The following is a 23,557-nucleotide window of genomic DNA, read 5'->3' on the forward strand; positions in this document are numbered from 1 at the left end:
GAAATAATCTTTAGGTTAGCAATCTCCTTACTCTCAGTTGAATAATTAACCCATCTTTTGACAGGATTTAATAAAATAATCCCAAAAACATGAAAACAAACGCTCTTTTTTTCCAGGAAAAAATCCAGAAAAAGGTAAGCAAAACATATCCAATCATCAAAACCGGAAATCCTAAAGACAGCAGATTAAACCAAGGAAAAACTTTCGGCGGAATGTAGGCGTTCAGCAAAACACCCAGCAACATAAATAATGTGGCTAAGTGAAGTATTAATAAAGTCAGACGCAGAATTTTCACAAGTAAATTTAATTAAATCGGTATAAATGTTTCCTCCAGATTCTTGCAAGAATAAATCCTACAATGGCACCTCCAACGTGAGCAAGATGGGCAATACCACCTCCATTTCCTGTGACACCTAAATAAATTGATCCTATCACAACAATTGGCAATACGTATTTTACTTTTACGGGTATTGGAATAAACATAATACCAATTTTTGCTTCAGGATATAATGTTGCGAATGCTGCAATAACGCCAAAAATAGCTCCTGATGCGCCGACCATTGGAGTTCTAAGTGCTATATATAAATTTTGGGATAATTCCTGCCCTTCTACAGTTGTTGCGCTAATTTTTAAATCTCCAACATAGTTAACGTTTGCTTTAGCGAAAATTTCTGCGGGGTTTAGTCCTAAAGCTTCCATGTCACTTATAATTTTCTGCACTTCCACAAAATTCCACAAATTAAAAAGGAAAAAAGCTCCCAAACCACTTAAAAAGTAGAGGATTAAGTATTTTTTGTCTCCTAAAGACTGTTCTAATATAGGTCCGAAACTAAAAAGTGTGAACATATTAAATAAAATATGCATTATACCACCATGCATAAACATGTGCGTTATAATCTGCCATGATTTGAAATTAGGAGAGAATGGATAATAAGCAGCAAGCATAGTATTGAGCTGAGGTAATAAAAATGATGCTATGAATACAACAACATTTATAATAACCAGATTTCTCGTAATTGGCGGTATATTATTAAACATCTTCTAAAATTTATTTTTCAAATCATTAAACGGAACTTCATAGAAGCATCTTTTTCCGGTAGGTAAAAATTCAGGGAAACCTAATGCGGTGAAGTCTTTGATCACTTGCTCAGCATCTGCTTTATAAATAAAATCAAATCTTGATTTCGACTGCATTTTTGCCCATTGATTGTGATAAAACTGCATAAACTCGTCCTCGGTTTTGTATTCCAAAATATCAAAAAGATTCTCGAGAAACTTCATCACCTGAGTTTCTTTTAGTCCTTCAGGAACGGTATCGATTCTGAGCACGTTCTCATGTGCAATTTTCATGTCAAACCCGAGCTCTGGCAGAAATTTTTTGATTGATTTGTATTTATTTTTCTCAATTTCGTTCATGTGATACTCCAAAGAGAACAGTAAGGCGTGACTTACGTTGCCTTTTTTTACATTTTTATTGTTTTCGGCAACCAGCAATCGGTGCATTCTACCCAAATCAAGCATCAGTGTTCTGTCACCCTTATTAAAAAGCCAATATCCGTTCGGAAGTCTCATCAAATCTTCATCAAAATCTTCGTCTTCGAAAAGATTGATCTTAGAAGGTTCTGCAGAAATGTTCTGATGATACATTTCCGTAAGATTCTGAATTTCGTTTTTCGTAACCTCTCGTTCTTCCAAAAATGGATTATAATCTCGATCTACCGTTATTTCCGGCATTTTATAACTTCCCGAATTATTGGCTTTGCTCGGGAAACTTTTCTGCATCATCTCGTCCAGTATCGGATCTTTTTCAAAATCTAGACTCGGCGCAATATTATAAATTCCCAACGATCTTTTAATCGTAGAACGAATCAAAGCAAAAATCAAATGCTCGTCTTCAAATTTTACTTCCGTCTTCTGCGGATGAATATTCACATCAATTTTCTCAGGGTCTAATTCCAGAAAAAGGAAAAATGTCGGGATATATCCAGGTAAAAGAAGTCCTTCAAAAGCTTCCTGAACCGCTTTGTTGAAATACGGACTTTTAAAAAATCTTCCGTTCACGAAAAGAAACTGTTCGCCACGCGTCTTTTTTGCTCCTTCAGGTTTAGCGACAAATCCGTGAAGTTTACACCAAAGAATATCCTCTTTAATAGGAATCAACTGTGGATGTAATTTTCTCCCGAAAACATCAACAATCCTTTGCATCTGTGTGCCTTTTCTCAGTCTGAAAACAGGATCATCATCATGAAACATAGAGAATTCTAAGTTCTCATGAGCCAAGGCTACACGCTGAAATTCATCAATAACGTGTCTGAATTCTATATTATTGTTTTTGAGAAATTTCCTTCTTGCCGGAACATTGTAGAAGAGATTTTTAACTAAAAAATTAGATCCTTCAGCAGTCTGTACAGGTTCCTGAAACTGAAAAATTCCACCTTCGATATAAATATTGGTTCCTAGAGATGATTCCGGTTGTTTTGTTCTTAACTCTACCTGTGAAACAGCTGCAATAGAAGCTAAAGCTTCACCACGAAAGCCTTTTGTAGAAATTTTAAAAATATCGTCTGTTGCTCGTATTTTGAAGTGGCGTGTCTTTCAAATGCCATTCTTGCATCGGTTTCAGACATTCCTTTGCCGTCATCAACCACCTGAATGAGGTTTTTGCCGGCATCTCTTATGATCAGTTCTATTTTTGAAGCTCCGGCATCAATGGCGTTTTCCAAAAGTTCTTTTACAATCGACGCAGGTCTTTGCACGACTTCACCTGCTGCAATTTGGTTGGCTACATGATCCGGTAAAAGCTGAATAATATCTGACATAAAATGATGAATGAACTTACAAAAATAGTCAAAGGAAATAAGATTTAAAATAAATAAGGGATGAATTAAAAATTAAGTCTGATTAAAATTAATCTGATTACACGTTTTTAAAGGCAAAAAATAATTTTAACGCAAAGTTCGCAAAGATTTTTATATACTAACTGCTTTTAAGGTTCGCAAAGGCGTTCTACTTAACAAAGACCACAAAGGTTTTCATTACCAAAAAACCGGATTTTAAGCCAAATAAAAAGCCCCCGTTTGCAAAACAAACAGAGGCTACAAAACTAAAGTATATACGATTTGTGCTGTCAATTGACTGATTATTTAAGTCTCTTCTAAGACAAGCTTAGATTTTTCCTTTCTGGTTTCTCTTATCATCACTTCACCATTACCGTGTATTTTGTCATACATAAATGCCATAAAATTCGGCTTGTTGTAAATTTTTGCATATCGGTAATTGGTTTTAAAGTGTCTGATATTAATTTTATAGAAATCATATCCAATCACGACCAGTAAACATAAACTGATGATATAAAATACACTGAATTCTAATGAGTAATAAACCATCCCTGAGAAAATGGCCCCTAAAACATAAGCAGACATAATGCTCAATAAAAGCTTTGCTCTTGCAATCAATTCAGGGTTTTTTCTGTATTTTTTGTGGGTAAACATGGATGCCAGAATTCCTAAATCTGTTGTAGTACCCGTAAGGTGTGTTGTTTTAACCAAAAAGTTGGATATACTTGCCGTCAAACCATTCTGTAGACCTGTTGCAAAGAGCATTAAAGCTACTAAAAATTCAGCTTCTTCCAGAGTTTTTCGATAATAAAACTGACCGTAAAAACCTACCCCCACGAGACATAGAATTTCCAGAATAAGCGGCATTGCATGGGCAAAATATTTACTTTTCTTATTAAAATTGATGACGAAAAAGTTTGCTGTGAAACTTCCGAAAAAGAAAAGGAAAATCCATGCGCCAACAACGGCAACCTGCGACCAGTTTCCTTTACTGATTTCTGCGGCAAATACGGCGTAATGTCCCGTTACGTTTGAGGTAAATGATAAAAATATAAGTAGAGATGCAATATTTATAGTTCCTGCCGTAAAGGCAGTCAGCGTCCCCAGTCTTATATTGTCTCCCAATGTCCTGCTGTTACTATAATTTCTTAACATTTTTTAGATTTTAAATGGTGACATTTAATTTAAACTTCAACAAAAACTTCTGCAAGTCTTCCTCTTTCGGGCATAAATTCAGGAACACCAAGCGTTATTTCTTTCACCTGAATGTCTTTCGCCTTTTTGATGTAAGGAGCTAAGTCAAATTTCCCTTTGGTATTCTTATCTTTCAGATTAGCTGCATAATATGCTTCTTCGATATTTTCTGCCGTCAGATAATTGTTGAATGCTCTCTGGAAACTTCCGGTGAAGACATCGCAAACAATTCTATTTACCAAGTGAGGATATTTGTTTTTGATAATGCTGTATGCATCGCAGAATTCTTTTGATCTGATTTTGTTGAAAACCGTTCCTTTGGTATTGAATAAAAGATCTCTGATAGAATCTCCCATGTCATAACCCGATACAAGCAAAATGTTGTATTGTGTGTTTTCTTCCGTAGCGTTTTTCTCTTTTAAAACTTTCTTTAATATATTTAAAGATTCTAGAGAATAGTCTGTTGCAATTAAAATGGTCTTGATCATATCTTTTAGATTTAGTGATTACCGATTTTGATAATACAAAACTATATCTGTAAGATTAGAAGACCTTTAGAACAAAATTAAAATGTAATTAAAGAGATTAAAATGAGATTAGAATTTCATTTTAAAAATGCTTCGTTTTGAAGCTAAGATTGTTTTTCTTTCTGCTGTGCCGCATAAATAGTAGGAAAACGCATTTGTACTGTTGTTCCCTGATTTTCGTGTGAACTCACAATCAATTCACCGTTATGCATTCTCACAATGTTTCGGGCAAGGGGAAGTCCGATGCCGTACCCTTCATAATTTTTGGTGTTTGAGGCTCGGAAGAAAGGATCGTAGATTTTATCCATTTCAGTTTCCGGAATACCGATTCCTGTGTCTTTGATAATGATATAAACATCTGTATCTGTAGCTCCAAGTGAAACTTTTACCTGTTGGAAGTTGGAATATTTACAACCGTTATTCACAATATTGGCAACTGCAAGATGAAGAAGCTGCTCGTTTCCCTGAACTTTTAGTTTTTTCGGATTGTCGGGCAGCATGCTGATGTCGAGAAAAATATTATTTCGTGAATCTATTTTTCTGATGGTCTCAATCACGTCCCAAAGCAGCTGATCGATCCTTACTTTATCGATTTTCTGAATTTTTCCGTCAAAACCGGTTTGAGCAATGATTAAAAGCGCTTTTATTTTTTATCGAGTTTTTCTGCTTCGTCCAGGATGATTTCTAAAGTTTCTTTGTATTCATCAGCGGTTCTGTTGATAGAAAGTGCAACATCAGCTTCTCCCATAATTGAAGTCAACGGTGTTCTCAGCTCATGAGAAACATTTCCAATCAGGTGATTCTGTGTTTCAAATGATGTTTCAATTCTTGTCAACATCGTATTGAATGTTTCCACCAATTCGTTTAATTCTTTATTGTCAGGCTGTGGCTCTAATCTTAAATGCAGGTTTTCTGAGCTGATTTCTTTTACTTTTCCGGTGATTTTAAGGATAGGTTTAAATAAAGTTTTAGATAAATAAAAAGAAAAAATCATGCTGAAGAAAATCGAGAGAATCATACAGGTAATCAATGTTCTCTTCAAAAATCCTAAATAATGAACAACGTAATGGTTTTTTGCGGATGCAATAGCGATGTAATCTTTATTTTGAAATCTAAAAGACTGGCCGATGTAGTAAAATTCTTTATCGTTATAATTTGCTTCGCCTCGTCTGATGATGTTTTTAAAAAAAGTATCAGGAATGTGTACTTCTTTAGAAATATGTTTAAAATTTGAATCTGAAGGCACGGCGAATACATAATCCCTTTCCATAGGAAGTTCTTCGTCGTTTAAACCGTTGAGGATATAATTTTCAGGTAAATCAAGATGCTCTTTTCCTTTTTCAATCTGTACGATTGTTGTGGTACGGATTTTCAGCAATTCATAAAAACGCTGATGCGAAAAATTAACAATAGAAAAATAAACCAAACCCCCAAAAATGGAAATAACGGTTGTAAAAACAACCATCAAAAGCACCATCGTTTTGGTCTGATTTGTAATGACTTTGTTAAGCATTTTCTATGGCTTTTTCAGAACATAACCCATACCAATCACTGTGTGGATGAGCTTTTTGTCGTCCTGGTTATCTATTTTTTTCCTTAAATAATTGACATAAACATCTACAACATTGGTTCCAAGCTCATAATTTACGCCCCAGACAGCATCCAGAATTTCAGCTCTTGAAATTACTTTTTCGGGATTGTTGAGGAAATACATCAATAATTTATATTCGGTAGAGGTCAGAGAAATTTCTTCTCCGGCACGCACTACTTTTTTGGTATAATCGTTCACCGTCAAATCTGAAAACTGAAAAAGATATTCATTAAAAGTTTCATCTTCTGTTACTTCGGGAGTTGCAATGGGAACGCTTCTTCTTAGTAATGACTTAATTCTGGCAACTAATTCGATAAACTTAAAAGGCTTTACCAGATAATCATCACCGCCACTTTCTAGTCCGAGTACAATATTTTCTGAACTTCCCAATGCCGTTAAGAAAAGAATAGGAACGTGTTTGTTGGTTTTTCTGATTTCTTTGCAGACATCGAGACCATTCATTCCGGGAAGCATAATATCTAAAATGACCAGTTCGAAATCATTCTCCTGCACCAGGCTTACGCCGGTTAATCCGTCAAATGCCACCGAAACTTCATATCCTTTTTCCTGAAGCCCTTTTTTAATAAAAGAAACTACGCTGGTTTCATCTTCGATTAGAACAATTTTTTTCATAGAGTAACGAATTTCACAAAAATAAGGAAAAGAATACAAATGAGGTTTAGCTTAAAAAACAAAAAGACGAAGAAAACTTCGCCTTTGGAATAAATGATATGTAGAAAAGTGTTTTTATTTACCCGAAATTGCTTTTAAAATAATAGGTTCTAAATTGGATGGCAAATCGGCAGATTTTATCTGATAATTTTTGATTTTCATTTCTTTAAACCAATTTTCCCAATATTCTTTGATGACATCGGCTTCGAAAGGATTTCCTTTTGCAGGATTAATTCCCAAAACGATTACTTCAAGATTATCTAAATCATCATTGGCTTTTACAAAACCTAAACCTTTATCCTGAATTTTATTTTTGAAATCCGAAGAATTTAGTTTTAAAGATTTTACCAATTCTGGAGTGAGATAAGAGGTTTTTTGACCTTCAGAAAATTTAGAATCTTTGTGATAAATATAACCGTCAGTTAAAATGAAAAGTACATTTCTGTGATCATCTTTAATGCAGTAATCTTTCGCGTTATTCTTGAAAAATTCCCAAATATCTGAACCAACATATTTTTTGTCTTTTATGGCTGACTCATAAATCTGTAATGGCAAAGTTGAATATTTGTTTTCAACTAAATTAATATTTTCTTTCGTCGTATTTTTATCAAAAGAAACTTTTAATTCTTTTGTCAGTTCGTTCATTTTCGGATCTGAAGGTTCAGGATTAAAGAAAACCTGCATTTGATCGTTGAGCTGAATGACTTTCTTGCTTTTAATGTGATCTAAAAATCCTTTTTCAATCGCTTTGATGTATTCCGTGTCTCTCTGGAAATATTCCATCGTCGGATTTGGATTTTTCTCAGGATCAATTCTGTCTGAAAGATCAATTAAAACGCTTACGTTCAGGTTTTTTGCAGAATTATCTATTGGCGGTGTATTTTCTGAAACTTTTTTCTCCGACTTTCCGCATTGAATGAAAAGCGCAGAAGCTATGATGAAGTACAATATTTTTTTCATAATTAAATTTTATAAAACTGACATATAAACAGAATTCTGACTGTCGGAATTTGCTCCTACTTTGTTGAGATTGTAATTGTATTGCTTCTTACATTCTTCTATCATTTCCTGTTTTACTGATTGGGAAACGGCTAATTTTTCACTCATAAATGTGATCCAGCCCTGCATATATTCTGATGCGTAGAGTTTGTAATCTTTAGTTGGAATAATCACTCCGTCGATAATATTCTGAAGTTCTTCAATTCTGCCTTTTGCTTTGGCAATCAATTCTTTGATGCTTCCGATGCTGTTTCTCACTTCTTCTTTTTGTTTCTCAAAATCAACGATTCTTTCCTGATGAACCAAAATATCTTTTTGTCTTCTAATTTGTTCGTTTTTGATCTTGTCTTTTTCTTTATGCTCTTTCATCACAAAGTCGAAAACCAACCCCCAAATGATATACACTATAAACCCGGCGAAAATAATTCCCCAAAACTGGTTTTTCGTAAATGCTATTTTGAGATCGAATGGAAGAGACTCAAAAGTTTTGTTCAGTTCATATAATTTAGATTCAATTTCGTAAGCCAGAATTGCATCGAAAACAAATGTGATAATGAATAATAATGCGATTTTAGCGTAATTGCCAAAGCTTTTATTTTCGCCAAACATGTGGATCAAATATCCCAAACCTAAGAAAACAAACGGAATCAAAGTCACAAAAGCACCTTCCAGCGGACCTTCAGCCCAAGCTTTGTTGAATGCCTGTGCATCGAGAACACTTTGAATAATATTTCCGTTCGCATCGAAACTTTTGAAAAAAGCAGAATAAGAAGTTGAAATGTAGAAAGTAAACAGGTATAAACTGATCGGAATTAAGAGAATCAAACCAATCCAGAATTTCGTAGAGGCACCTTTTGTGGCGTTCACACTGTAAGCTTCAGGATTTCTTGGTAAATCATTGATTTCAAATTTCAAACCTTCAATTTTATCCTGAACATTTTTAATATCTTCTCCAATGTTGTTGAGTTTATCTTCTTTGTTATCTAAAGAAACGGTGAGTCCTTTGATCTCGGTTTCCTTATTTTTCTGTTCGTTGAGGTAAGGTTCTTTTAATTTACTTTGTTTTTCAACGAGTTGTTTTTCTTCATTTTGAAATTTAGAATAAATGGCATCAAGGCAAATTGATAGGGCAGTGTGATTTCCGCTATTTCTTGTTCCGTCCCTGTAACCGGATTCGTGATACGTTCTTTTTCGGCTTTCTTCTGTTGATTCATTGTCTACAGATTCAGCTGTCGGAAGTTGATTTTGATTTTCATCAGTCGGAACAGTTTTTAATCTGAAAAGATTTTTAATATTTGAGGTCATGGCATTCATGGTGATCAGTTTTTTAGGTCATTAAGAATATCAGTTTTGGTTTTTCCATTCTTTGCTGCTTCGATGAAGTAATCGGCAATATCTTGTACGTTTTCTTCTAAGAAACCGAACATTTCCACGTATTTTTTGAGGGCAGAATATTCATTTTCGGAGACAATTCCGTCTGCCCAAATCATTATCGTGAGATCGTAGAGATATTCTACTTTTTCTTCGATTGTTTCCGGAATCAGAGATTTTGAATTAATTGGATTCAGAAGAATTTCATCTAAATTTTTTGACGAAATGCCTCTTTCTTCGGCTAATTTGTAAAGCATTTTCAATTCGAGCGGACTAAAATCGTCGTCGCAAATTGCCATTTGATATAATCTTAAAAAATGAGCTTTAAGATTTTCGGGTATTTGTATTGTTTCCATAGTTTTATTTGATTATTCGGTCTCTTGTTCTTGGGATTTCTTGGTGCTGAATGTCGATTGTTTCCGGTTCTTTTATTTTTTTCCTTGGAATTAAACTGTAGAAATAGTAGAGTAATAAAAGTCCGACAATGCAATCAATAAAGATCCAAACTGACTTTAAATAAAGGTAAATCGGGTAAATCGGGTTGAAAAGAACAAAGATCAAAACAAAAGTGATAAACCAAAATCTTCTTGTTTTAAATTCATTCACAATAATCACGAATGACATGAAAGAAACGATGATCCGAAGAAAAGTGTAGTAGCCAATCGGTAAATCGATAATGCCGATAAAACAGCATAATGAAGCTATAATGATGAGGTATTTCATATTATTAGTTTTAAAATTTGCCGGACTTTTATTGTGAATTAGTTACATCCTGAACAGTATGATCTGTCTACATATTCTTTGCTGTTTCCGGAATAGTAATAGCAACCTCCTCTCGAACCAACAATTAATTCGTGCCCATTATAAGTACAACCTCGACTTGCTGTTGATTTTGATCTTTTTGTTTTGGATCTTTTGCTTTTTGTACTCCTTTTTTTCTTTCCTTTTGAAAAAGACATTTCGGTTGTAGAAGTTGTGTTGTTTGTTGATGCAAAAATGTTTGCAGGCAATAGTAAGCTTAAACCTAAAAGGCTTGTAAATAGTAGTTTTTTCATGGTTTTAATGGTAATTATTTATATAAAAATTTCATTCATAGATTTTTCTCTCATCGCTTGTGCTTTTACATGATCATTGGCATTTCTATGCTGTCTGATAGAGCTGGATAATCCAAGTGATAGTATTTCTGCTTCATTATGATTTAAGCGTAATAAGTAGCTTTTGTTTTGAACAATAAATTCGAAACTTCCTCCCCGTATATCATGAGAAATCAATTTATAAAAGGGAATTTGAAAGCTTTTTCCTCCAGCATTGAAAACAATTCTAGAATTTGTTAAAAATAAAGTTCCGGGATGTAGCTGTGTCACGTTTTCTTTTATAGGACGGGATCTTCCGCCGCCAACTCTTGCACTTACTCCTTTCGCAACTCTAAAAGAAACGCTGGAGTTTGTACTCGAATAGCCTTTATGAACCAACTTGTTTTCAATGAGATTGGCATTAATACTCAGATAGCATTGCTCATCTCTGCTTAAAATTATTGGAGGATTGTAGACAAGCGGAAAAATACCATGATCTAAATTCCATAATAGTTTAGCGTGTTGTAGACTTTTAATTTTTCTTTCAGAGATGAAATTTTTAATATTCTGGTGATCAATTTTCAAGTCTCTTGTTGTCTGCTTCAATTCCGTTTCTTTCATAGGAGAAAGACGTTTATCAGATATTTTTTCTTCAAGAATTTTATTAAACAATGAAAAAGCAATTTTGTTTTTGATCGCTTCAGTTTTGTCTTGTGGAAATTGAAGAAAGTTAGATACGCTTGTTATTTGTTGATTTTCGGAATCGGTCAATACCTGATCTGAATAGCATTTTTGAATTAAATTTTTCACAGTTTTTTCTGATATTCTATTTTTTTCAATAAATATTTGCTGATTAGATAATTGGAAATATACTTTGATTTCATTTAGTTTAAATATTTCATCCTGAGTAAGATTAAAGTCTGAAATTGCAGTACACAAAGTATTGTAGTAAATCTTTTTTCCGACTTTTATTTTTAGCTTATCACTTAATGGCTTTTTGTAATTTAATACATTTTGCTGATAGGTTGGCAAAATAGTATTGAGATCAGAATAGTTTATTGTTTGTAATATTTTACTGGTTCCGTCAAGGTTGATTTTCATTATTTTACTTATAATAAAATCACCTGTTAATGGAATTAGAAATAGGGTAAGTATTAAAGTTATTACAGAAGCGATAAAGCTTTGTTCTAGTAATAAACCCAATGATAAAAGAAAAAATAAAACTCCGAAAAACCAACGTAGAATTTTAAGAATCAGTAAAAAAGTTTTCATGGCTATTAGTTTTTAAGAATAATTTTCTAATGTCAAATGAAGCTGATTTCTGAAATTATAAATCTCATCCAAACTATTTAACAAAATCTTTTCTCCGGCATCTTTTCCGTTATGAAACGTTTCGAGATATTTGTTTGCAGTATTGAAATGCAGTCTGCAAAGAGGTTTTCTGTTGTTATCATCCAATAAAATCCCGAAATATGACAATGTGTCTCTGTAAGCAATTCGTTCAGAAGGAATTTTTTCTCTCAGATGGCTTTTACAATTTGAAATCCTTCGAGTTCTTCTTCTGTTGTGACAATTTTTGAATCATTATTATCATCAATTAATGTAGAGTTGATTACTTTTTCTTCCTGTTTTTCAATTTGCTCGTTGATACTTAGAGCAGATTTTAATCTGAAACTTATGGATTCGTTGATTGATGTCGCTAATGCCTTTTTAGTATATTCTTTAAAAGCAATCATTCGGTTTGCAGTTAAAGGTTTTTCAAAAAAACGCCCGACTAAAAGCTTGACAATTTCGTCGGATGGATTTTCTATTTCTTTCTCAAATTCTTTTCTGATGGCTCTGATGTATTTCAAAGCTTCCGCAGAGTCTAAAATGCTTTCAAGATTGTAATCTTTCTTGGTGAAACTCTCCAGTATTTTTATCGAACTGTCTTTAATGTCTTCAATATTGATGGTGAAAAAAGGCTTTTCATCCATAATATTTGGTTTCTCAAGATCAGTATAGAAATTGTAGATGATTCCGTTGGTAAGAACCCCGAATCTTGATTTTGAAACATGAAAATACCGATGAAGCTGAGAATTGTGGGCATCTGCACTTTCTTTCCAGTGTTTGCATTCTATGATAAGAATAGGTTCGTCATTTTTTCGAATGACATAATCTATCTTTTCTCCTTTTTTGGTTCCGATGTCACAGATATGTTCCGGAATTACTTCAGTCGGATTGAAAATATCATATCCCAAAATCTGAATAAAAGGCATTACAAAAGCATTTTTTGTAGCTTCTTCTGTTCCGATCTGGTCTTTTAAGCCAACAACCTTTTGGTGTAATTGCTCAAGTTTAATTTTAAGATCCATAGTTTTGATTTTTAAATAGTTTCATCAATAACTTCTGCTGTTGGAGCATTTATTTTTACTGAAGAAATCCCTACTTCCATTGAAGATTTCGAACTGTAATATTGGCTCGTACCAATAATTTCTCCGTTTCCAGCTTTCAAAACAAAATAATCTTTACCGTTTACAGCAACTCGTCTGTCATATCTTGCGTCGTCTTGAGAATTGATTTTCACAGATTCTATTCCTTTCTGGCAAGATGATTTCTGTACATAACCTTCACTCATTAAAATGATTTCTCCGTTGTTGGCTTTTAGGTTGAATTGATATTCTTTGTTTACTCTTTGAGTGATTACAAATTTTCCCATGATTTTAGTTTTTACAGCCGTTTTTATCGCAAGTTATTTTATCAGAGGTATTTGTCCAATGATCAGAATGAACTGTTGTATCGGTTCCGCATCCTGTTGTCCCTCCTTTTTGTCCTTTGTGAACGATTGCTGTTGGTGTGTGTTTTACATTCATAATAAATATTTTTTAAGTTGTTTTATACTCCAAAAGTATAACCCTTTGAAAAGCAATCCTTACGGGAAACCATAAAACGAAAAAACCTTTCAAAAAATGAAAGGTTTTTAATAAATATTTTTTAAATTCTAAATAATTCCCCAATCTTTACAAAGAGCAACGAATTGCTCGTTACTACTGATTTCCAAAGATTCTTTCATATTATTGAGAGCTTTTTCCACACTGCTTAAACTAGATGGCTTAATATTATTATCCTTTAAATAATCTGGAATTTGTTTTTGCTTCATACCTTCTGAAAGCAACTTCACCAGAATAATCTCAAATCTTGTAAAATCATAAGAGTTTTTGGTTTTTATTGAATTTTTGACATTAGTTGAAATATATTTTTCATTATTATAAATGGCTTTTGTTGCTCGTTTCAATTCTTTAAGATCTTCACGTCCTTTTGATACGAAACCATTGATTTCATGGGTCTTGAAAAGATCATCTACAATTTCAGCACGATCTTCTATTGAGAAAACAATGATTTTTATGGTAGGTTGTTCAACTTTAATAGCATTTATGAGTTCTCGACCACCGTTGATATTCTGCTTTCGGTGGTCTTTGACAAACGAAAGATCGGTAATAAGCAGATCATAAGGGTTTCTCTCACGGATGCTTTTTTTGATCTTCATGAATGCATCATCACAATAATGAACATTGTCTATGATCTCAATTTTTAATTCTTCAAGAGCTTTCTGAACGGATGAGTTGTAACTTTCGAAATCTTCGGCTATTAGTGCTTTTTTAAACATATTATTAATTTTTTGCTGGAAATGAAAGGTTTATTTTTAAACCATTTTCTGTCTTCGTGTCAAAATTAATTGTTCCACCAATAGAATTTATACGGGATTCCGTATTTTGCAAACCATTTTTAGGAGAATGTGTTGAAATTCCTACGCCATTATCAGAATATGAAATGTTGATCAGTCCATTTTCCCGTGAAAAATCAAGAAGAACTTTATCGGCTTTGCTGTGTTTTTTCATATTGGTCATGAGTTCCTGTAAAATATAGAAAATTTCAACTTTAGAATTGTCTGGAATGTCTTCCCATAAAGATTCTTCATTGCCTATAATCGGAACTTTAATTGTTTCTGAGGAGTAAGATTTTAGCATTTGAGATAAATGCTGTGAGAAATTATGCTCAAGAGCAACATCATTTTTTTCATAGGATATATCGCGCGAAATCTGATAAATTCCATCAAGTTTATAAAGCAAAACTTCTTTATTCATATTCTCAGTATTTTCCACTTCCGACATTACATGATAAACCTTATTGGCTACTTTATCGTGTACTTTTTTGGAATATCTGAGTTCTGTGTTTTTTACTTCGAGTTCTTTTTCTTTTTCTTTCTCCAGTCTTATATGTTTTTTTCTTTTTTCGTTCCAAAAGTATCCCAAGATCAAGGTCAGAGTTAAAATTCCTAATCCAAAACACAGATAAATTATATTAATTTTGTTTTCAACATCTCTAAGTTTTAAATTTTTATTCTCAACATCTTTTTTTCAACATCATATCTTATTACGGCAAATTGATTTTTGGCTTTATTTCTGGCGGTTTGTGTGCTATCATTTATTGCTGTTAATCTTTGAAAGCTCTTTAAATAATTTGGTCGATCAAGAACAATAATTCTTTGTAAAGCGTTTACTTGATCTTCGGGAATTTTTATTTTCTCTGCGGTTTCCAGAAGTTTATATGCATAAAATAAAGATTTTTCAGGCTTTTTATCAAAATAATAATCTGCTAATGTCGAAAAACTTGAATTTTGTCCTTCTAAATTTTCTTTATTTTGTCTGATTTGTAAAGCTTTATTTAATTCCAATAATGGATTATAATTTTGATTTTCAAGAAACTTAGCTCTAGCAAGATTATTAAGTGCCTTTGCATAAATTAAACTGTCTTTTGTTAAAGAAGCCAATTCCAAATGCTTTTTAGCTTCTTTGTATTTGCCTAAAAGTATAAGTGCATCACCAATATTATTATTATATATATATCTATTTTTATCGTCATTGGAAAATTGTAAAGCTTTCTTGTAAAAAGAAACAGACTCTTCATAATTTTTTAAAAATGATGATGAAATTGCCATATTATTGTAACTGGCAGCCAAAGTACTTTTTACAATACTGTCACTCTCATCCCGTAATAATTTATTAGCTTCTAATGAAGTTTCTATACTTCCGTAAAAATCTCCGTTATTAGATTGAATAATTGCCATATTCACTAATGATTTCCCTGATCCAATTGAATCGTAAATCTCGAGATAATCATTTTTGGCAAGATTAAAGTAATAAAATGCAGAATCTGAAGTATTTTCATTTGCAAATTTTTTTGCTTTTTCGTAAAGTGTTTTTGGATATACCTCATCTCTTGTTTTTACTTTATTGCAAGAATAGAAGATTAATAATATTATAAATATATAATTTGGTCTCATAAATTAGTTTTTATGCAAATTAACAAAAAAGGACAGATAAAAATCTGTCCTTCAATAAATGTTAAGGTCTAGGAGGTGGAGTTTGCCCCGTATTCCCAGTTACTGGTCCACCCGTTCTACCATCATCACCAGTTCCCGTTCCCGGATCAAAACCTGTTCCGCCTCCTGAATCCTGTGTTGTCACTGTTCCTCCGTTATTATTATTGCATGTTGCATTTCCGTTATTGTTTCCGAATGCTAAGCCAAGTAGCATTAAAAGTATTTGAATCATTTTGTCAAAAAATTTATTATTAAAGCATTCGTGTTCTTCGCTGCGAAACAGATCGCAGACAGTGTTACACGTTTAAAAAAAATTGAAGCGCTTCTAAATTTTTTGGGAAGTGAACCTTCAAAAACGGAAGAGAAACATCTGCTTCCCAACCCGGAGTTTTCTTCCGTTTTATCAGGTGATTTTGAAATCAGTTTTGTAAATTTGTTTTTTGTAATTGTTTGTTTATCACTGATTTCTTTAGCAAATTTGCAACAAAAGGTAACGCCAGTGTTAGACAAAACATAGACATCGATGGACAATAAATGGACAGGATTTGATTACGGAAAACCGTAGTGAAGTGTGGTTGGAAATCACCTATTTTGTAATGCTCTTAAAAACTAATTATGTCCAAAAGAAAACTATTAATCGATGAGGTATTTAAGCAAGGAGAAAGAGAATCGGGGAAAGATGCAAAGAGTGGAATAGCGGCTTATTTATGGTCTTATTTTGATGATCATTTTTCACCAAGTATTTCAGATAAAACTTTTATCAGATATTACGACGCATTTATTAGAGATAATAAAGAAATAAATATAGACTCTGATACTTTGAATAAGTTGAGTCAATATTTAGGTTACAAAGACTTCTCTGATTTTTCCAGAACTTTTGTGAAAAAAGAAGATGATGCAAACAAAACAACAGTAAAAATAAGTGTGGATGAAAATGATACTTCTTTAACTGACAAAATCATCAATATTTTTATTACCAACGAACAGAATTTCAAAATGCCAGAATTTATGAAGCAGAATGGTTTCGGAATTGTGGAGTTAGTTTTTGTATTGCTTTTGATTACGGGAACAAGTAGTTTTGGTTCTGGTAAATTTGGAAAAGACGAAAATATAATGCGTTTGGGTATTTTTGGAGGATCAGAAGTTGCAAAGAAAGAAGAATGTATGTATTGGGCAGAAAATGAATACCGATTGGCTTATTGTGACGACAAAAATCCACAACACAATGTTATACCACTTGATACGATACAATTGAAGTATTTGAAAAGAATTGAAAGAAAAGATACTTTGACAGTGGAAAATGCTTACGGAAAAGTTTGGTATTCAAAATATAATGGGGTAGTGGAATTTTTTACAAATGATGGAGTAGATCCTAATAATGGGAGAGAATTAAGAAAAGCCACAGAATATATTATTGATAAATATGCTGGAGTTATGGAAGAGGAAGTAGAGCAATAAAAAAAGCGAAGATTTCTCTCCGCTTTCTTATTTATTCTGAATCTGTCAACATTCCCAGTTCTCCGAAATGTTTTTTGAACTTTTGAATTTTTGGACCAACTACCGCGCTGCAGTAAGGTTGATTTGGGTTGACATGGTAATATCCTTGATGATACTGTTCTGCTGGCCAGAATTTTTCAAATGCCGCCAATTCTGTCACGTATTTTCCTGACCATTTTTCTGATGCTTCAGATTCTTTGATGGCGTTTTCTGCTCTTTGTTTTTCTGCATCATCTTTATAGAAAATGACTGAACGGTATTGAGTTCCAATATCATTTCCCTGTCTGTTAAGCTGAGTAGGATCGTGAAGGAAGAAAAATACATCCATCAACTGATCATAAGAAATAATTGCCGGATCATAAGTAATTTGTACTACTTCTGCGTGTCCCGTTTCTCCTGTACAAATTTCTTCATAAGTCGGATTGTCTTTATGCCCCCAGAATATCCTGAAATTGCAGACTCTACACCTTTTAACATATTAAAACAGCTTTCAACACACCAGAAACATCCGCCTCCGAAAGTAATTTGCTGTAAATTATTTTTATCCATTTTAAATTGATTGTTTGTTTAAGTCGTTCATTCTCATACCTATTTTAGGTTGATTAAAAACTCATCAAAAATAAGAAAAATTGAATCAAATTTGATTTAAATGCAATATCTAAACACAAATTTCACTAATAGATATCACAAATAATCACCAATGAGAATCATTTAAATATTGAAAACAAAAAAGCATCCTCAAAAGAGAATGCCTGATATATTTTATTTGTTTGAATTATTTTTCCCAAACCAAAGCGCTTGCTCCTAAAATGGCAGCATCTGCTTCATCCAATTCACTGAAAACCAATCTTACTTTGTTTCTGAAAATAGGTAAAAGATTTCTTTCCATGTGAAGTTTTGCAGGTTTTAAAATAAAATCTCCTGCTTTGATTACCCCTCCGAATAGCAAAATTGCTTCTGGTGAAGAGAACATGACAAAATTTGCCAAAGCTTCACCCAATTTCTGACCGGTATATCTGAAAACTTCTATGGCTACGGGATCACCTTTTAAAGCACATTCGTGAACTGTTTTAGAATTGATGGTGTCTTCAGGATATTGATTCAGCATAGATTCTGGGAATTCTGCTCTCATTTTTTTTGCAGTAATGGCAATACCTGTTGCAGATGCATATGCTTCAAGGCTTCCTTCAGAGCCGGTGCTCCAGTGTTTTCTTCCGCCTGGCTTTACGATGGTGTGACCCAATTCTCCTGCAAAACCGTCATGACCGTAAATTAAATGTCCGCTAGAAACAATTCCGCTTCCAACGCCTGTTCCTAAGGTAATCATGATGAAATCTTTCATGCCTCTTGCAGCGCCGTACATCATTTCACCTAAAGCTGCAGCGTTGGCATCATTGGTCATTTTGCAAGGCTGTCCGAATTTTTCAGTCATTAAGTCTGCAAACTGAATCACGCCTTTCCATGGAAGGTTAGGGGCCTGCTCGATGGTTCCTCTGTAATAGTTTGCGTTAGGCGCTCCTACACCGATTCCTTCTATCATTTTTTCTACTCCATGCTCATCGATCAACGGTTGAATTTTTTCATGCAATGCATCGATAAATGCTTCCGGCGTATCATACTGATCGGTGGGAAGTGAACCTTTTGCTAAAATCTGGCCTCTGTGATTTACTAAACCAAATTTAGTATTGGTTCCACCGATATCGATACCTAATGCAACCTGTTTTGACAAATCTACTACTGACATTTTCTTATTGTATAATTTCGAGGCAATAAATTTATAAAAAAGATTGTATTAATAATGATTTAGCTCAACTTTTATTTAAAAATAATCAAATGGCCTTTTTCGTCTTTTTTCTTCTTCCCCACCAAACTAAGAATCCGGTTACAGGTAATGAAGCACAAATTAAGCTTACAATAAAGGCAATAATTTTAGTAGGTAAACCTAAGATTGATCCCACGTGAATATCATAATTGGCTCCCACAGTTTTTTCACCAAAATTTTTGTCTTTCATATCGTGGGTATGCAAAAGTTCACCTGAGTTCTCATCAAAAATCAAACTGCTGCTTTTGTGATAAGAATAGGAGAGGTGTTTTACATAAACCTCAAAGTTCGGATGCTCATGATCATCCATGTGGGGATGTCCTAAATCGATTGCAAAGCCGAAAGATTCAGGATATTTTGCTTTTACCGTATTGCTGATTTTGTCTAAAGTTTCTTCGGTTCTCAACTCAATCGGTGCTTTTGTTTTAATCGATGTAAAGTCTGGATAAGCCGTACTTCCACCTGAAAAGATAAAATAAAATGCTGCCTGAACAACAAAAAAAGCATAGAATAAACCTGTCAGAGAAAATATTAAAGCAAATATGGATGCGTAAAAACCTAAAACATTGTGAAGGTCGTAGTTTTTTCTTTTCCAGCTTTTTACATTTTGCCATTTGAATGAAAAACGTTGTTTTCTGGCTGCTTTGTTTTTTGGCCACCATAAGATAATCCCTGAAATCAGCATAATGACAAAGATAATCACCGGGATTCCTACGACGTAAGTTCCCCATTCCTGTTTTAGTAAATAACTCCAGTGAATCATTTTTACAATCTGGAAAAAGCCATTTTTCTCGTCGTAAGTCTGTAGAACTTTTCCGTTGTATGGATTGACGTAAGCCACCTTGTAAATAGGAAATTCTTCAAAATAATTCCATGCTTTCGGATTGTGCTCATACCAATAAAACTGGTAAGACATCTTTTTATCAATCGGAATATTGACCCAATGCACGGGATATTTTTCTTTCACCTGTGCCACCACCGATTTTTCTAAAACTCTGATTGGAAGGATTTGTTTCTGATCAATATTTTGTTCGTTATGATAGATAACCTCTTTTCTGGTAAAGTTTTCGACCTCGTCTTTGAACACATACAAAGCACCGGTAATTGAGATAATGAAAATCAGAAATCCGATTCCCAATCCGAACCATAAATGCAGTTTCCCTGTCCATTTTTTGAAAAGGCTTGGTTTATTTTTGTGGTGATGTTTTTTCTTCATGAATTTCTAAAGTTGTGCAAATATAAGATTTTCTATTTTTATTTAGATTAATTAAAATCTGTATTCAACCATGAACGTTCCACGCATCCCTAATGAATTCGTGAAGTCTGCGTCTCTTGCTGCCCACCACGCAATTGCAGGCTGGTACATTTTGTTGAACACATTTTCTACTCCTAAAGATACTTTCCAGTTTTGGTTAACATCATAGCTCGATTTAAAGTTGAAAACAGTGTAGCCGGGTACTTCACCTTCGCCATAAACATACAATCCTGTTTTTGCATTTGGGTCAAATCTATTTTGCCTGAAAGCATTAAGCATATCCACTCCGATAGATAATTTTTCAGTAGGTCTTACCTGAACATACGCGAGAACTTTCGGTGCAGAAATTCTGCTGTTATTAATTTTTGTTGAATAATCTCCGTCATCTTTTACAGAAGTAATTCCTTCCATCCAGCTGTAGCTTCCTCCGAAATTGATCCATTTTGCAGGAGTGAAATGTAAAAATCCTTCCACACCATACACCACTTCGGGAGATCTCTGGATTGTTAAAGCTCTGTCTGGACTTTGGATGAATGTAGCTCCTAATTTTGATGTACTTACGTAAGAAGTTACTTCATAATTTAACCATTTGGTAATTTGCCCTGTTGCTCCCAATTCGTAGTTGTTGACAATGATTGGTTTGGTTTCGAGCTTGGTAATCGTATCGGAAGTTGAGGTTCTTAAAATTCTTCCCAACTCGTTAATAGAATAAGCCTGTGAAAAACTTCCGAAAAGATTAATCATCGGGTTGATATTATAACGGAGTCCAAGATTGGCTACTAATGCATTGTATTCGAGTTCTCCACCTTTCACAAAAATACTTTTGGTAAAAGTTCCGTCGGCTTTTAGTGATGAAAGAGTGTCAAAATCACCTACTTTTACTTTCATGTTTTCATAGCGAAGTCCTCCTTTGATCGTTAATTTTTTAGTAAATCAATTTTCACCAATAGGAAAGGGGCTATGTTGGTCATATCCATATCGGGAGTCCAGTAACGGCCATCTTCTAGTTTCTGAACGGTTTGGTCATTCAGGATATCCACTCCATAAATTACTTCTCCCTGAGAATTTTTAGCATTCCACAATTGAGTATCCAAGTTAAGTCTTGCTCCTTTTTTATTGGAAATAACATTAGACTGACCTCCGTTCAAGAAAGTATCACTATATCCGTAAACTGTTCTGAAATCCTGCAGATAAAGGTTGAGATTGAGTGAGGTGTTCCAAAATATATTCTTATTGTCGTAGCTGATTTTAAAATTGTGATTTCTTGGTGTTCCCTGCGGTGTTGTTTCTAAGTTTTTGCTTTCGCCTTCCCCAATCGTTGGAATTTGGCCATATTTTCCTGTTTTTAAACCTAAATTAAGATCAGATTTTGAAGCGTAACCAATGTAAGACGCTTCAATCCTTTGATTTTCATTAAAATTATAGCCTAATTTCAACATTCCGTTGTAGTTATCCATTTTTGCAGGACTGTACGTGGGACTTAAATTGATGCCATCTGCATCTTTCATATAGCCTGTTCTTTCGTAAGCGAAAGAAGCCACATAATCGAATTTATCTGTGATTTTTCCGGATAAAAACTGACTAGCTCTCACCCCAAGAGTTCCTCCGTAAGGCTGTCCGGTAATTCCAACTTGGGAAATTCCGGAAATCTTTTTATCTGATTTGCTTTTTCTAGTAATGTAATTGATAATTCCACCGTCTGCACCGTTTCCATAGATTGATGAAGCACCTTTGATCACTTCAATTCTTTCGATAACGGTAGGATCAATTACTCTTAAATCTCTCGCTCCGTTTCTAAGCGGTGTAGATTGCGGAATTCCATCAATTAAAACCAAAACCTGGCGTCCTCTCAATGTTTGTCCGGTATTTGAAGTCTGTCCTGAACTTGTCGCCAAACTCGGAACCGTATATTGTAAAATACTTGTAATATCTGAGTTAACCGTTAATTGCGACTGAATCTGCTTTTCGCCGACAATCGTAACTGAACTTGGTATTTCTTTGATGTTTTCGCTTTTTCTGGAAGCTGTCATGACCACTTCGTCTACGTCTTTAACTTGTAAAGAATCTTTTTGTTGAGCAAATGTTGTGATAGTAGCTAAAGATGCTACAGATAAAATGATTTTCTTCATGATTACGCTTTAATTCCTTTTTTCTTTTGTTTCCCCAGCCATATTAAAAATCCCGTTACGGGCAATGATGTGCAGATCAGCCCTGCAATAAACCAAATAATCTTTCCTATGAATCCGAAATAGGATCCTGTGTGAATGTCATAATTGGCATAGGCATATTTTTCTGCAGTAGTAAGTTCCTGATGAGGTTTATTAGACAGGAGTTTTCCTGAATATTTATCAAATGCTAACTGATTTCTGATGGCAAATTTTCCTTCTTCACCATAAACAGTCACTGGAATATTTTTTAAATCTTTTCCTTTTTTATTTTTTCCGTTTAACGGAATTCTGAAACTTGATGAACTTGAATATAATTTTCGGGTCTCCTTTGCTGTAAGGTCAAAAACTGAATTGTTTTTTGCTAAAAGTGAATCAGGAGATTTAGCTTCCTTTTCTTTAGGCAAATCAATCGTTCCGGATAATGTAAAATTGAATGCATTTTTCACCCAGGGATATGCGAAATAAATTCCGGAAAGGCTCATGATTAAAGCAATAAATGAAGCATAAAATCCTAAAACATTATGAAGATCATAGTTTTTACGTTTCCAGGTTTTTACGTTTTTCCAGTCGAATGAAAAACGACCTTTTATCATTTTCTTATTTTTTGGCCACCAGAGAACGATTCCCGTAATAAGCATAATGATAAACAAGACAACCGGAATTCCTACTACATATTTTCCCCAATCAGCTTTTAATAATAAGCTCCAATGAATGGATTTTAAAATAGGGAAGAGGTCATATTTTTCATTATAAATCCCCAGAATTTCTCCGGTGTATTGGTTCATATAAACTAATTTGTTGATTTTCACTTCATCAAAATAATTCCAGGCTTTTTTGTCTTTTTCGTAGTATAGAAATTCGTAAGATTTATTTTTATCTAAAGGAATCTCCACAGAGCTAATCTGATATTTTTCATTAACCTCTAACGAAACTTTATCACGAAGTACTTCAATAGACAAAGGCTCTGCAATGATAGATTCTTTCTTAACGTAAATCGCATCTTTCCTGAGCTGACTCTGAATCTCATCTTTAAAAACATACATCGTCCCTGTCAAAGAAATGATGAATACTATAATCCCAACAGATAAACCAAACCACAAATGCAGTTTAGCAGACCATTTTTTTATAAACGAAGGTTTCTTTTTATGATGATGCTTCTTCTTCATATAAAAAAAGCTAGCCATTGGCT

General features: G+C 33.8%; 25 protein-coding genes and 3 pseudogenes. 2 read left to right on the forward strand and 26 right to left on the reverse strand.

The annotated features are described in order from the left end of the window. Positions 1 to 89: 89 nt before the first annotated feature. Complete coding sequence (locus EAG08_RS22670; RefSeq protein WP_262696731.1) at positions 90 to 218, forward strand: hypothetical protein; 129 nt, start codon at positions 90 to 92, stop codon at positions 216 to 218. Positions 219 to 303: 85 nt separating this feature from the next. Here EAG08_RS22670 and EAG08_RS11620 read toward each other — a convergent pair whose 3' ends face one another. From EAG08_RS11620 to EAG08_RS11705, 20 genes and pseudogenes are all read right to left on the reverse strand, one after another. Then, entirely contained in the window at positions 304 to 1,038 is a 735-nt protein-coding gene (locus EAG08_RS11620; protein ID WP_129535578.1) for a rhomboid family intramembrane serine protease, read from the reverse strand. Positions 1,039 to 1,041: 3 nt separating this feature from the next. Beyond that, positions 1,042 to 2,819: pseudogene (mutL, locus tag EAG08_RS11625) on the reverse strand (DNA mismatch repair endonuclease MutL). A 324-nt stretch (positions 2,820 to 3,143) separates the two neighbouring features. Further along, positions 3,144 to 3,992, reverse strand: a complete 849-nt coding sequence (locus EAG08_RS11630) for a YoaK family protein (RefSeq protein WP_129535579.1) — start codon at positions 3,990 to 3,992, stop codon at positions 3,144 to 3,146. A gap of 29 nt (positions 3,993 to 4,021) precedes the next feature. Then, positions 4,022 to 4,519 (reverse strand): hypothetical protein, encoded by a 498-nt coding sequence (locus tag EAG08_RS11635; RefSeq protein ID WP_129535580.1) that lies wholly within the window; start codon positions 4,517 to 4,519, stop codon positions 4,022 to 4,024. A gap of 143 nt (positions 4,520 to 4,662) precedes the next feature. Further along, on the reverse strand, positions 4,663 to 5,115 hold the full coding sequence (locus EAG08_RS22100) for a sensor histidine kinase (RefSeq protein WP_228446533.1): 453 nt from the start codon (positions 5,113 to 5,115) through the stop codon (positions 4,663 to 4,665). Between the two features lie 86 nt (positions 5,116 to 5,201). Next, positions 5,202 to 6,071 (reverse strand): histidine kinase dimerization/phospho-acceptor domain-containing protein, encoded by an 870-nt coding sequence (locus EAG08_RS22105; protein WP_228446535.1) that lies wholly within the window; start codon positions 6,069 to 6,071, stop codon positions 5,202 to 5,204. Positions 6,072 to 6,074: 3 nt separating this feature from the next. Next, positions 6,075 to 6,782, reverse strand: a complete 708-nt coding sequence (locus EAG08_RS11645; RefSeq protein WP_129535581.1) for a response regulator transcription factor — start codon at positions 6,780 to 6,782, stop codon at positions 6,075 to 6,077. A gap of 114 nt (positions 6,783 to 6,896) precedes the next feature. After that, on the reverse strand, positions 6,897 to 7,781 hold the full coding sequence (locus EAG08_RS11650; RefSeq protein WP_129535582.1) for a hypothetical protein: 885 nt from the start codon (positions 7,779 to 7,781) through the stop codon (positions 6,897 to 6,899). A 9-nt stretch (positions 7,782 to 7,790) separates the two neighbouring features. Next, positions 7,791 to 9,134: a beta-carotene 15,15'-monooxygenase gene (locus tag EAG08_RS11655; RefSeq protein ID WP_185145161.1), complete on the reverse strand. Its 1,344-nt coding sequence runs from the start codon at positions 9,132 to 9,134 to the stop codon at positions 7,791 to 7,793. Positions 9,135 to 9,139: 5 nt separating this feature from the next. Continuing rightward, positions 9,140 to 9,547, reverse strand: coding sequence for a hypothetical protein (locus EAG08_RS11660; RefSeq protein ID WP_129535583.1), 408 nt, complete (start codon positions 9,545 to 9,547; stop codon positions 9,140 to 9,142). Between the two features lie 4 nt (positions 9,548 to 9,551). Further along, positions 9,552 to 9,914, reverse strand: a complete 363-nt coding sequence (locus tag EAG08_RS11665) for a DUF6804 family protein (protein ID WP_129535584.1) — start codon at positions 9,912 to 9,914, stop codon at positions 9,552 to 9,554. Between the two features lie 38 nt (positions 9,915 to 9,952). Beyond that, on the reverse strand, positions 9,953 to 10,246 hold the full coding sequence (locus EAG08_RS11670; protein ID WP_129535585.1) for a hypothetical protein: 294 nt from the start codon (positions 10,244 to 10,246) through the stop codon (positions 9,953 to 9,955). A gap of 18 nt (positions 10,247 to 10,264) precedes the next feature. Next, positions 10,265 to 11,536, reverse strand: a complete 1,272-nt coding sequence (locus EAG08_RS11675; protein WP_129535586.1) for a hypothetical protein — start codon at positions 11,534 to 11,536, stop codon at positions 10,265 to 10,267. 12 nt (positions 11,537 to 11,548) lie between these two features. Beyond that, a pseudogene (locus EAG08_RS11680) lies at positions 11,549 to 12,618 on the reverse strand (type I restriction endonuclease). A gap of 11 nt (positions 12,619 to 12,629) precedes the next feature. After that, positions 12,630 to 12,962, reverse strand: a complete 333-nt coding sequence (locus EAG08_RS11685; protein ID WP_129535587.1) for a YegP family protein — start codon at positions 12,960 to 12,962, stop codon at positions 12,630 to 12,632. 4 nt (positions 12,963 to 12,966) lie between these two features. Next, a complete protein-coding gene (locus tag EAG08_RS21360; RefSeq protein ID WP_164998560.1) occupies positions 12,967 to 13,116 on the reverse strand; it encodes a hypothetical protein in 150 nt (49 codons plus the stop codon). A gap of 128 nt (positions 13,117 to 13,244) precedes the next feature. Beyond that, on the reverse strand, positions 13,245 to 13,910 hold the full coding sequence (locus EAG08_RS11690) for a DNA-binding response regulator (RefSeq protein ID WP_129535588.1): 666 nt from the start codon (positions 13,908 to 13,910) through the stop codon (positions 13,245 to 13,247). A 4-nt stretch (positions 13,911 to 13,914) separates the two neighbouring features. After that, positions 13,915 to 14,556 carry a sensor histidine kinase gene (locus EAG08_RS11695; protein WP_129535589.1) on the reverse strand — a complete coding sequence of 214 codons (642 nt, stop codon included), beginning with the start codon at positions 14,554 to 14,556 and terminating at the stop codon, positions 13,915 to 13,917. Between the two features lie 77 nt (positions 14,557 to 14,633). Further along, positions 14,634 to 15,371 (reverse strand): tetratricopeptide repeat protein, encoded by a 738-nt coding sequence (locus EAG08_RS11700; RefSeq protein ID WP_164998561.1) that lies wholly within the window; start codon positions 15,369 to 15,371, stop codon positions 14,634 to 14,636. 277 nt (positions 15,372 to 15,648) lie between these two features. Beyond that, the gene (locus tag EAG08_RS11705) at positions 15,649 to 15,840 is read right to left on the reverse strand and encodes a hypothetical protein (RefSeq protein WP_164998562.1); all 192 of its coding nucleotides are present in this window, start codon (positions 15,838 to 15,840) and stop codon (positions 15,649 to 15,651) included. A gap of 401 nt (positions 15,841 to 16,241) precedes the next feature. On the opposite strand from EAG08_RS11705, the gene EAG08_RS11710 reads away from it, so the two are divergent. Then, positions 16,242 to 17,084: a hypothetical protein gene (locus EAG08_RS11710; RefSeq protein ID WP_129535592.1), complete on the forward strand. Its 843-nt coding sequence runs from the start codon at positions 16,242 to 16,244 to the stop codon at positions 17,082 to 17,084. A gap of 31 nt (positions 17,085 to 17,115) precedes the next feature. On the opposite strand, the pseudogene msrA reads toward EAG08_RS11710, so the two are convergent. From msrA to EAG08_RS11735, 6 genes and pseudogenes are all read right to left on the reverse strand, one after another. After that, a pseudogene (gene msrA, locus EAG08_RS11715) lies at positions 17,116 to 17,672 on the reverse strand (peptide-methionine (S)-S-oxide reductase MsrA). Between the two features lie 226 nt (positions 17,673 to 17,898). Continuing rightward, positions 17,899 to 18,867 carry an ROK family protein gene (locus tag EAG08_RS11720; RefSeq protein ID WP_129535593.1) on the reverse strand — a complete coding sequence of 323 codons (969 nt, stop codon included), beginning with the start codon at positions 18,865 to 18,867 and terminating at the stop codon, positions 17,899 to 17,901. An 85-nt stretch (positions 18,868 to 18,952) separates the two neighbouring features. Beyond that, a complete protein-coding gene (locus tag EAG08_RS11725; RefSeq protein WP_129535594.1) occupies positions 18,953 to 20,161 on the reverse strand; it encodes a PepSY-associated TM helix domain-containing protein in 1,209 nt (402 codons plus the stop codon). Positions 20,162 to 20,212: 51 nt separating this feature from the next. Next, positions 20,213 to 21,088, reverse strand: coding sequence for a TonB-dependent receptor domain-containing protein (locus tag EAG08_RS22110; RefSeq protein ID WP_262696732.1), 876 nt, complete (start codon positions 21,086 to 21,088; stop codon positions 20,213 to 20,215). A 29-nt stretch (positions 21,089 to 21,117) separates the two neighbouring features. Continuing rightward, on the reverse strand, positions 21,118 to 22,329 hold the full coding sequence (locus EAG08_RS22115) for a TonB-dependent receptor plug domain-containing protein (RefSeq protein ID WP_228446537.1): 1,212 nt from the start codon (positions 22,327 to 22,329) through the stop codon (positions 21,118 to 21,120). Positions 22,330 to 22,331: 2 nt separating this feature from the next. Continuing rightward, positions 22,332 to 23,552, reverse strand: a complete 1,221-nt coding sequence (locus EAG08_RS11735; RefSeq protein WP_228446538.1) for a PepSY-associated TM helix domain-containing protein — start codon at positions 23,550 to 23,552, stop codon at positions 22,332 to 22,334. Positions 23,553 to 23,557 lie beyond the last annotated feature (5 nt).

Source organism: Chryseobacterium sp. 3008163, from assembly GCF_003669035.1.
Lineage (GTDB): Bacteria > Bacteroidota > Bacteroidia > Flavobacteriales > Weeksellaceae > Chryseobacterium.

Excerpts from the sequence above, each read along its gene's own strand:
- EAG08_RS11655 (WP_185145161.1), bottom strand. The coding sequence starts at position 9,134 with ATGAATGCCATGACCTCAAATATTAAAAATCTTTTCAGATTAAAAACT.
- EAG08_RS21360 (WP_164998560.1), bottom strand. The coding sequence starts at position 13,116 with ATGAATGTAAAACACACACCAACAGCAATCGTTCACAAAGGACAAAAA.
- EAG08_RS11705 (WP_164998562.1), bottom strand. The coding sequence starts at position 15,840 with ATGCTACTTGGCTTAGCATTCGGAAACAATAACGGAAATGCAACATGC.
- EAG08_RS11725 (WP_129535594.1), bottom strand. The coding sequence starts at position 20,161 with ATGAAGAAAAAACATCACCACAAAAATAAACCAAGCCTTTTCAAAAAA.
- EAG08_RS11690 (WP_129535588.1), bottom strand. The coding sequence starts at position 13,910 with ATGTTTAAAAAAGCACTAATAGCCGAAGATTTCGAAAGTTACAACTCA.
- EAG08_RS11685 (WP_129535587.1), bottom strand. The coding sequence starts at position 12,962 with ATGGGAAAATTTGTAATCACTCAAAGAGTAAACAAAGAATATCAATTC.
- EAG08_RS22115 (WP_228446537.1), bottom strand. The coding sequence starts at position 22,329 with ATGAAGAAAATCATTTTATCTGTAGCATCTTTAGCTACTATCACAACA.
- EAG08_RS11720 (WP_129535593.1), bottom strand. The coding sequence starts at position 18,867 with ATGTCAGTAGTAGATTTGTCAAAACAGGTTGCATTAGGTATCGATATC.
- EAG08_RS11735 (WP_228446538.1), bottom strand. The coding sequence starts at position 23,552 with ATGGCTAGCTTTTTTTATATGAAGAAGAAGCATCATCATAAAAAGAAA.
- EAG08_RS22105 (WP_228446535.1), bottom strand. The coding sequence starts at position 6,071 with ATGCTTAACAAAGTCATTACAAATCAGACCAAAACGATGGTGCTTTTG.
- EAG08_RS11670 (WP_129535585.1), bottom strand. The coding sequence starts at position 10,246 with ATGAAAAAACTACTATTTACAAGCCTTTTAGGTTTAAGCTTACTATTG.
- EAG08_RS11635 (WP_129535580.1), bottom strand. The coding sequence starts at position 4,519 with ATGATCAAGACCATTTTAATTGCAACAGACTATTCTCTAGAATCTTTA.
- EAG08_RS11710 (WP_129535592.1), top strand. The coding sequence starts at position 16,242 with ATGTCCAAAAGAAAACTATTAATCGATGAGGTATTTAAGCAAGGAGAA.
- EAG08_RS11650 (WP_129535582.1), bottom strand. The coding sequence starts at position 7,781 with ATGAAAAAAATATTGTACTTCATCATAGCTTCTGCGCTTTTCATTCAA.
- EAG08_RS11675 (WP_129535586.1), bottom strand. The coding sequence starts at position 11,536 with ATGAAAACTTTTTTACTGATTCTTAAAATTCTACGTTGGTTTTTCGGA.
- EAG08_RS11645 (WP_129535581.1), bottom strand. The coding sequence starts at position 6,782 with ATGAAAAAAATTGTTCTAATCGAAGATGAAACCAGCGTAGTTTCTTTT.
- EAG08_RS22670 (WP_262696731.1), top strand. The coding sequence starts at position 90 with ATGAAAACAAACGCTCTTTTTTTCCAGGAAAAAATCCAGAAAAAGGTA.
- EAG08_RS11660 (WP_129535583.1), bottom strand. The coding sequence starts at position 9,547 with ATGGAAACAATACAAATACCCGAAAATCTTAAAGCTCATTTTTTAAGA.
- EAG08_RS11700 (WP_164998561.1), bottom strand. The coding sequence starts at position 15,371 with ATGGCAATTATTCAATCTAATAACGGAGATTTTTACGGAAGTATAGAA.
- EAG08_RS11620 (WP_129535578.1), bottom strand. The coding sequence starts at position 1,038 with ATGTTTAATAATATACCGCCAATTACGAGAAATCTGGTTATTATAAAT.
- EAG08_RS22110 (WP_262696732.1), bottom strand. The coding sequence starts at position 21,088 with ATGAAAGTAAAAGTAGGTGATTTTGACACTCTTTCATCACTAAAAGCC.
- EAG08_RS11630 (WP_129535579.1), bottom strand. The coding sequence starts at position 3,992 with ATGTTAAGAAATTATAGTAACAGCAGGACATTGGGAGACAATATAAGA.
- EAG08_RS11665 (WP_129535584.1), bottom strand. The coding sequence starts at position 9,914 with ATGAAATACCTCATCATTATAGCTTCATTATGCTGTTTTATCGGCATT.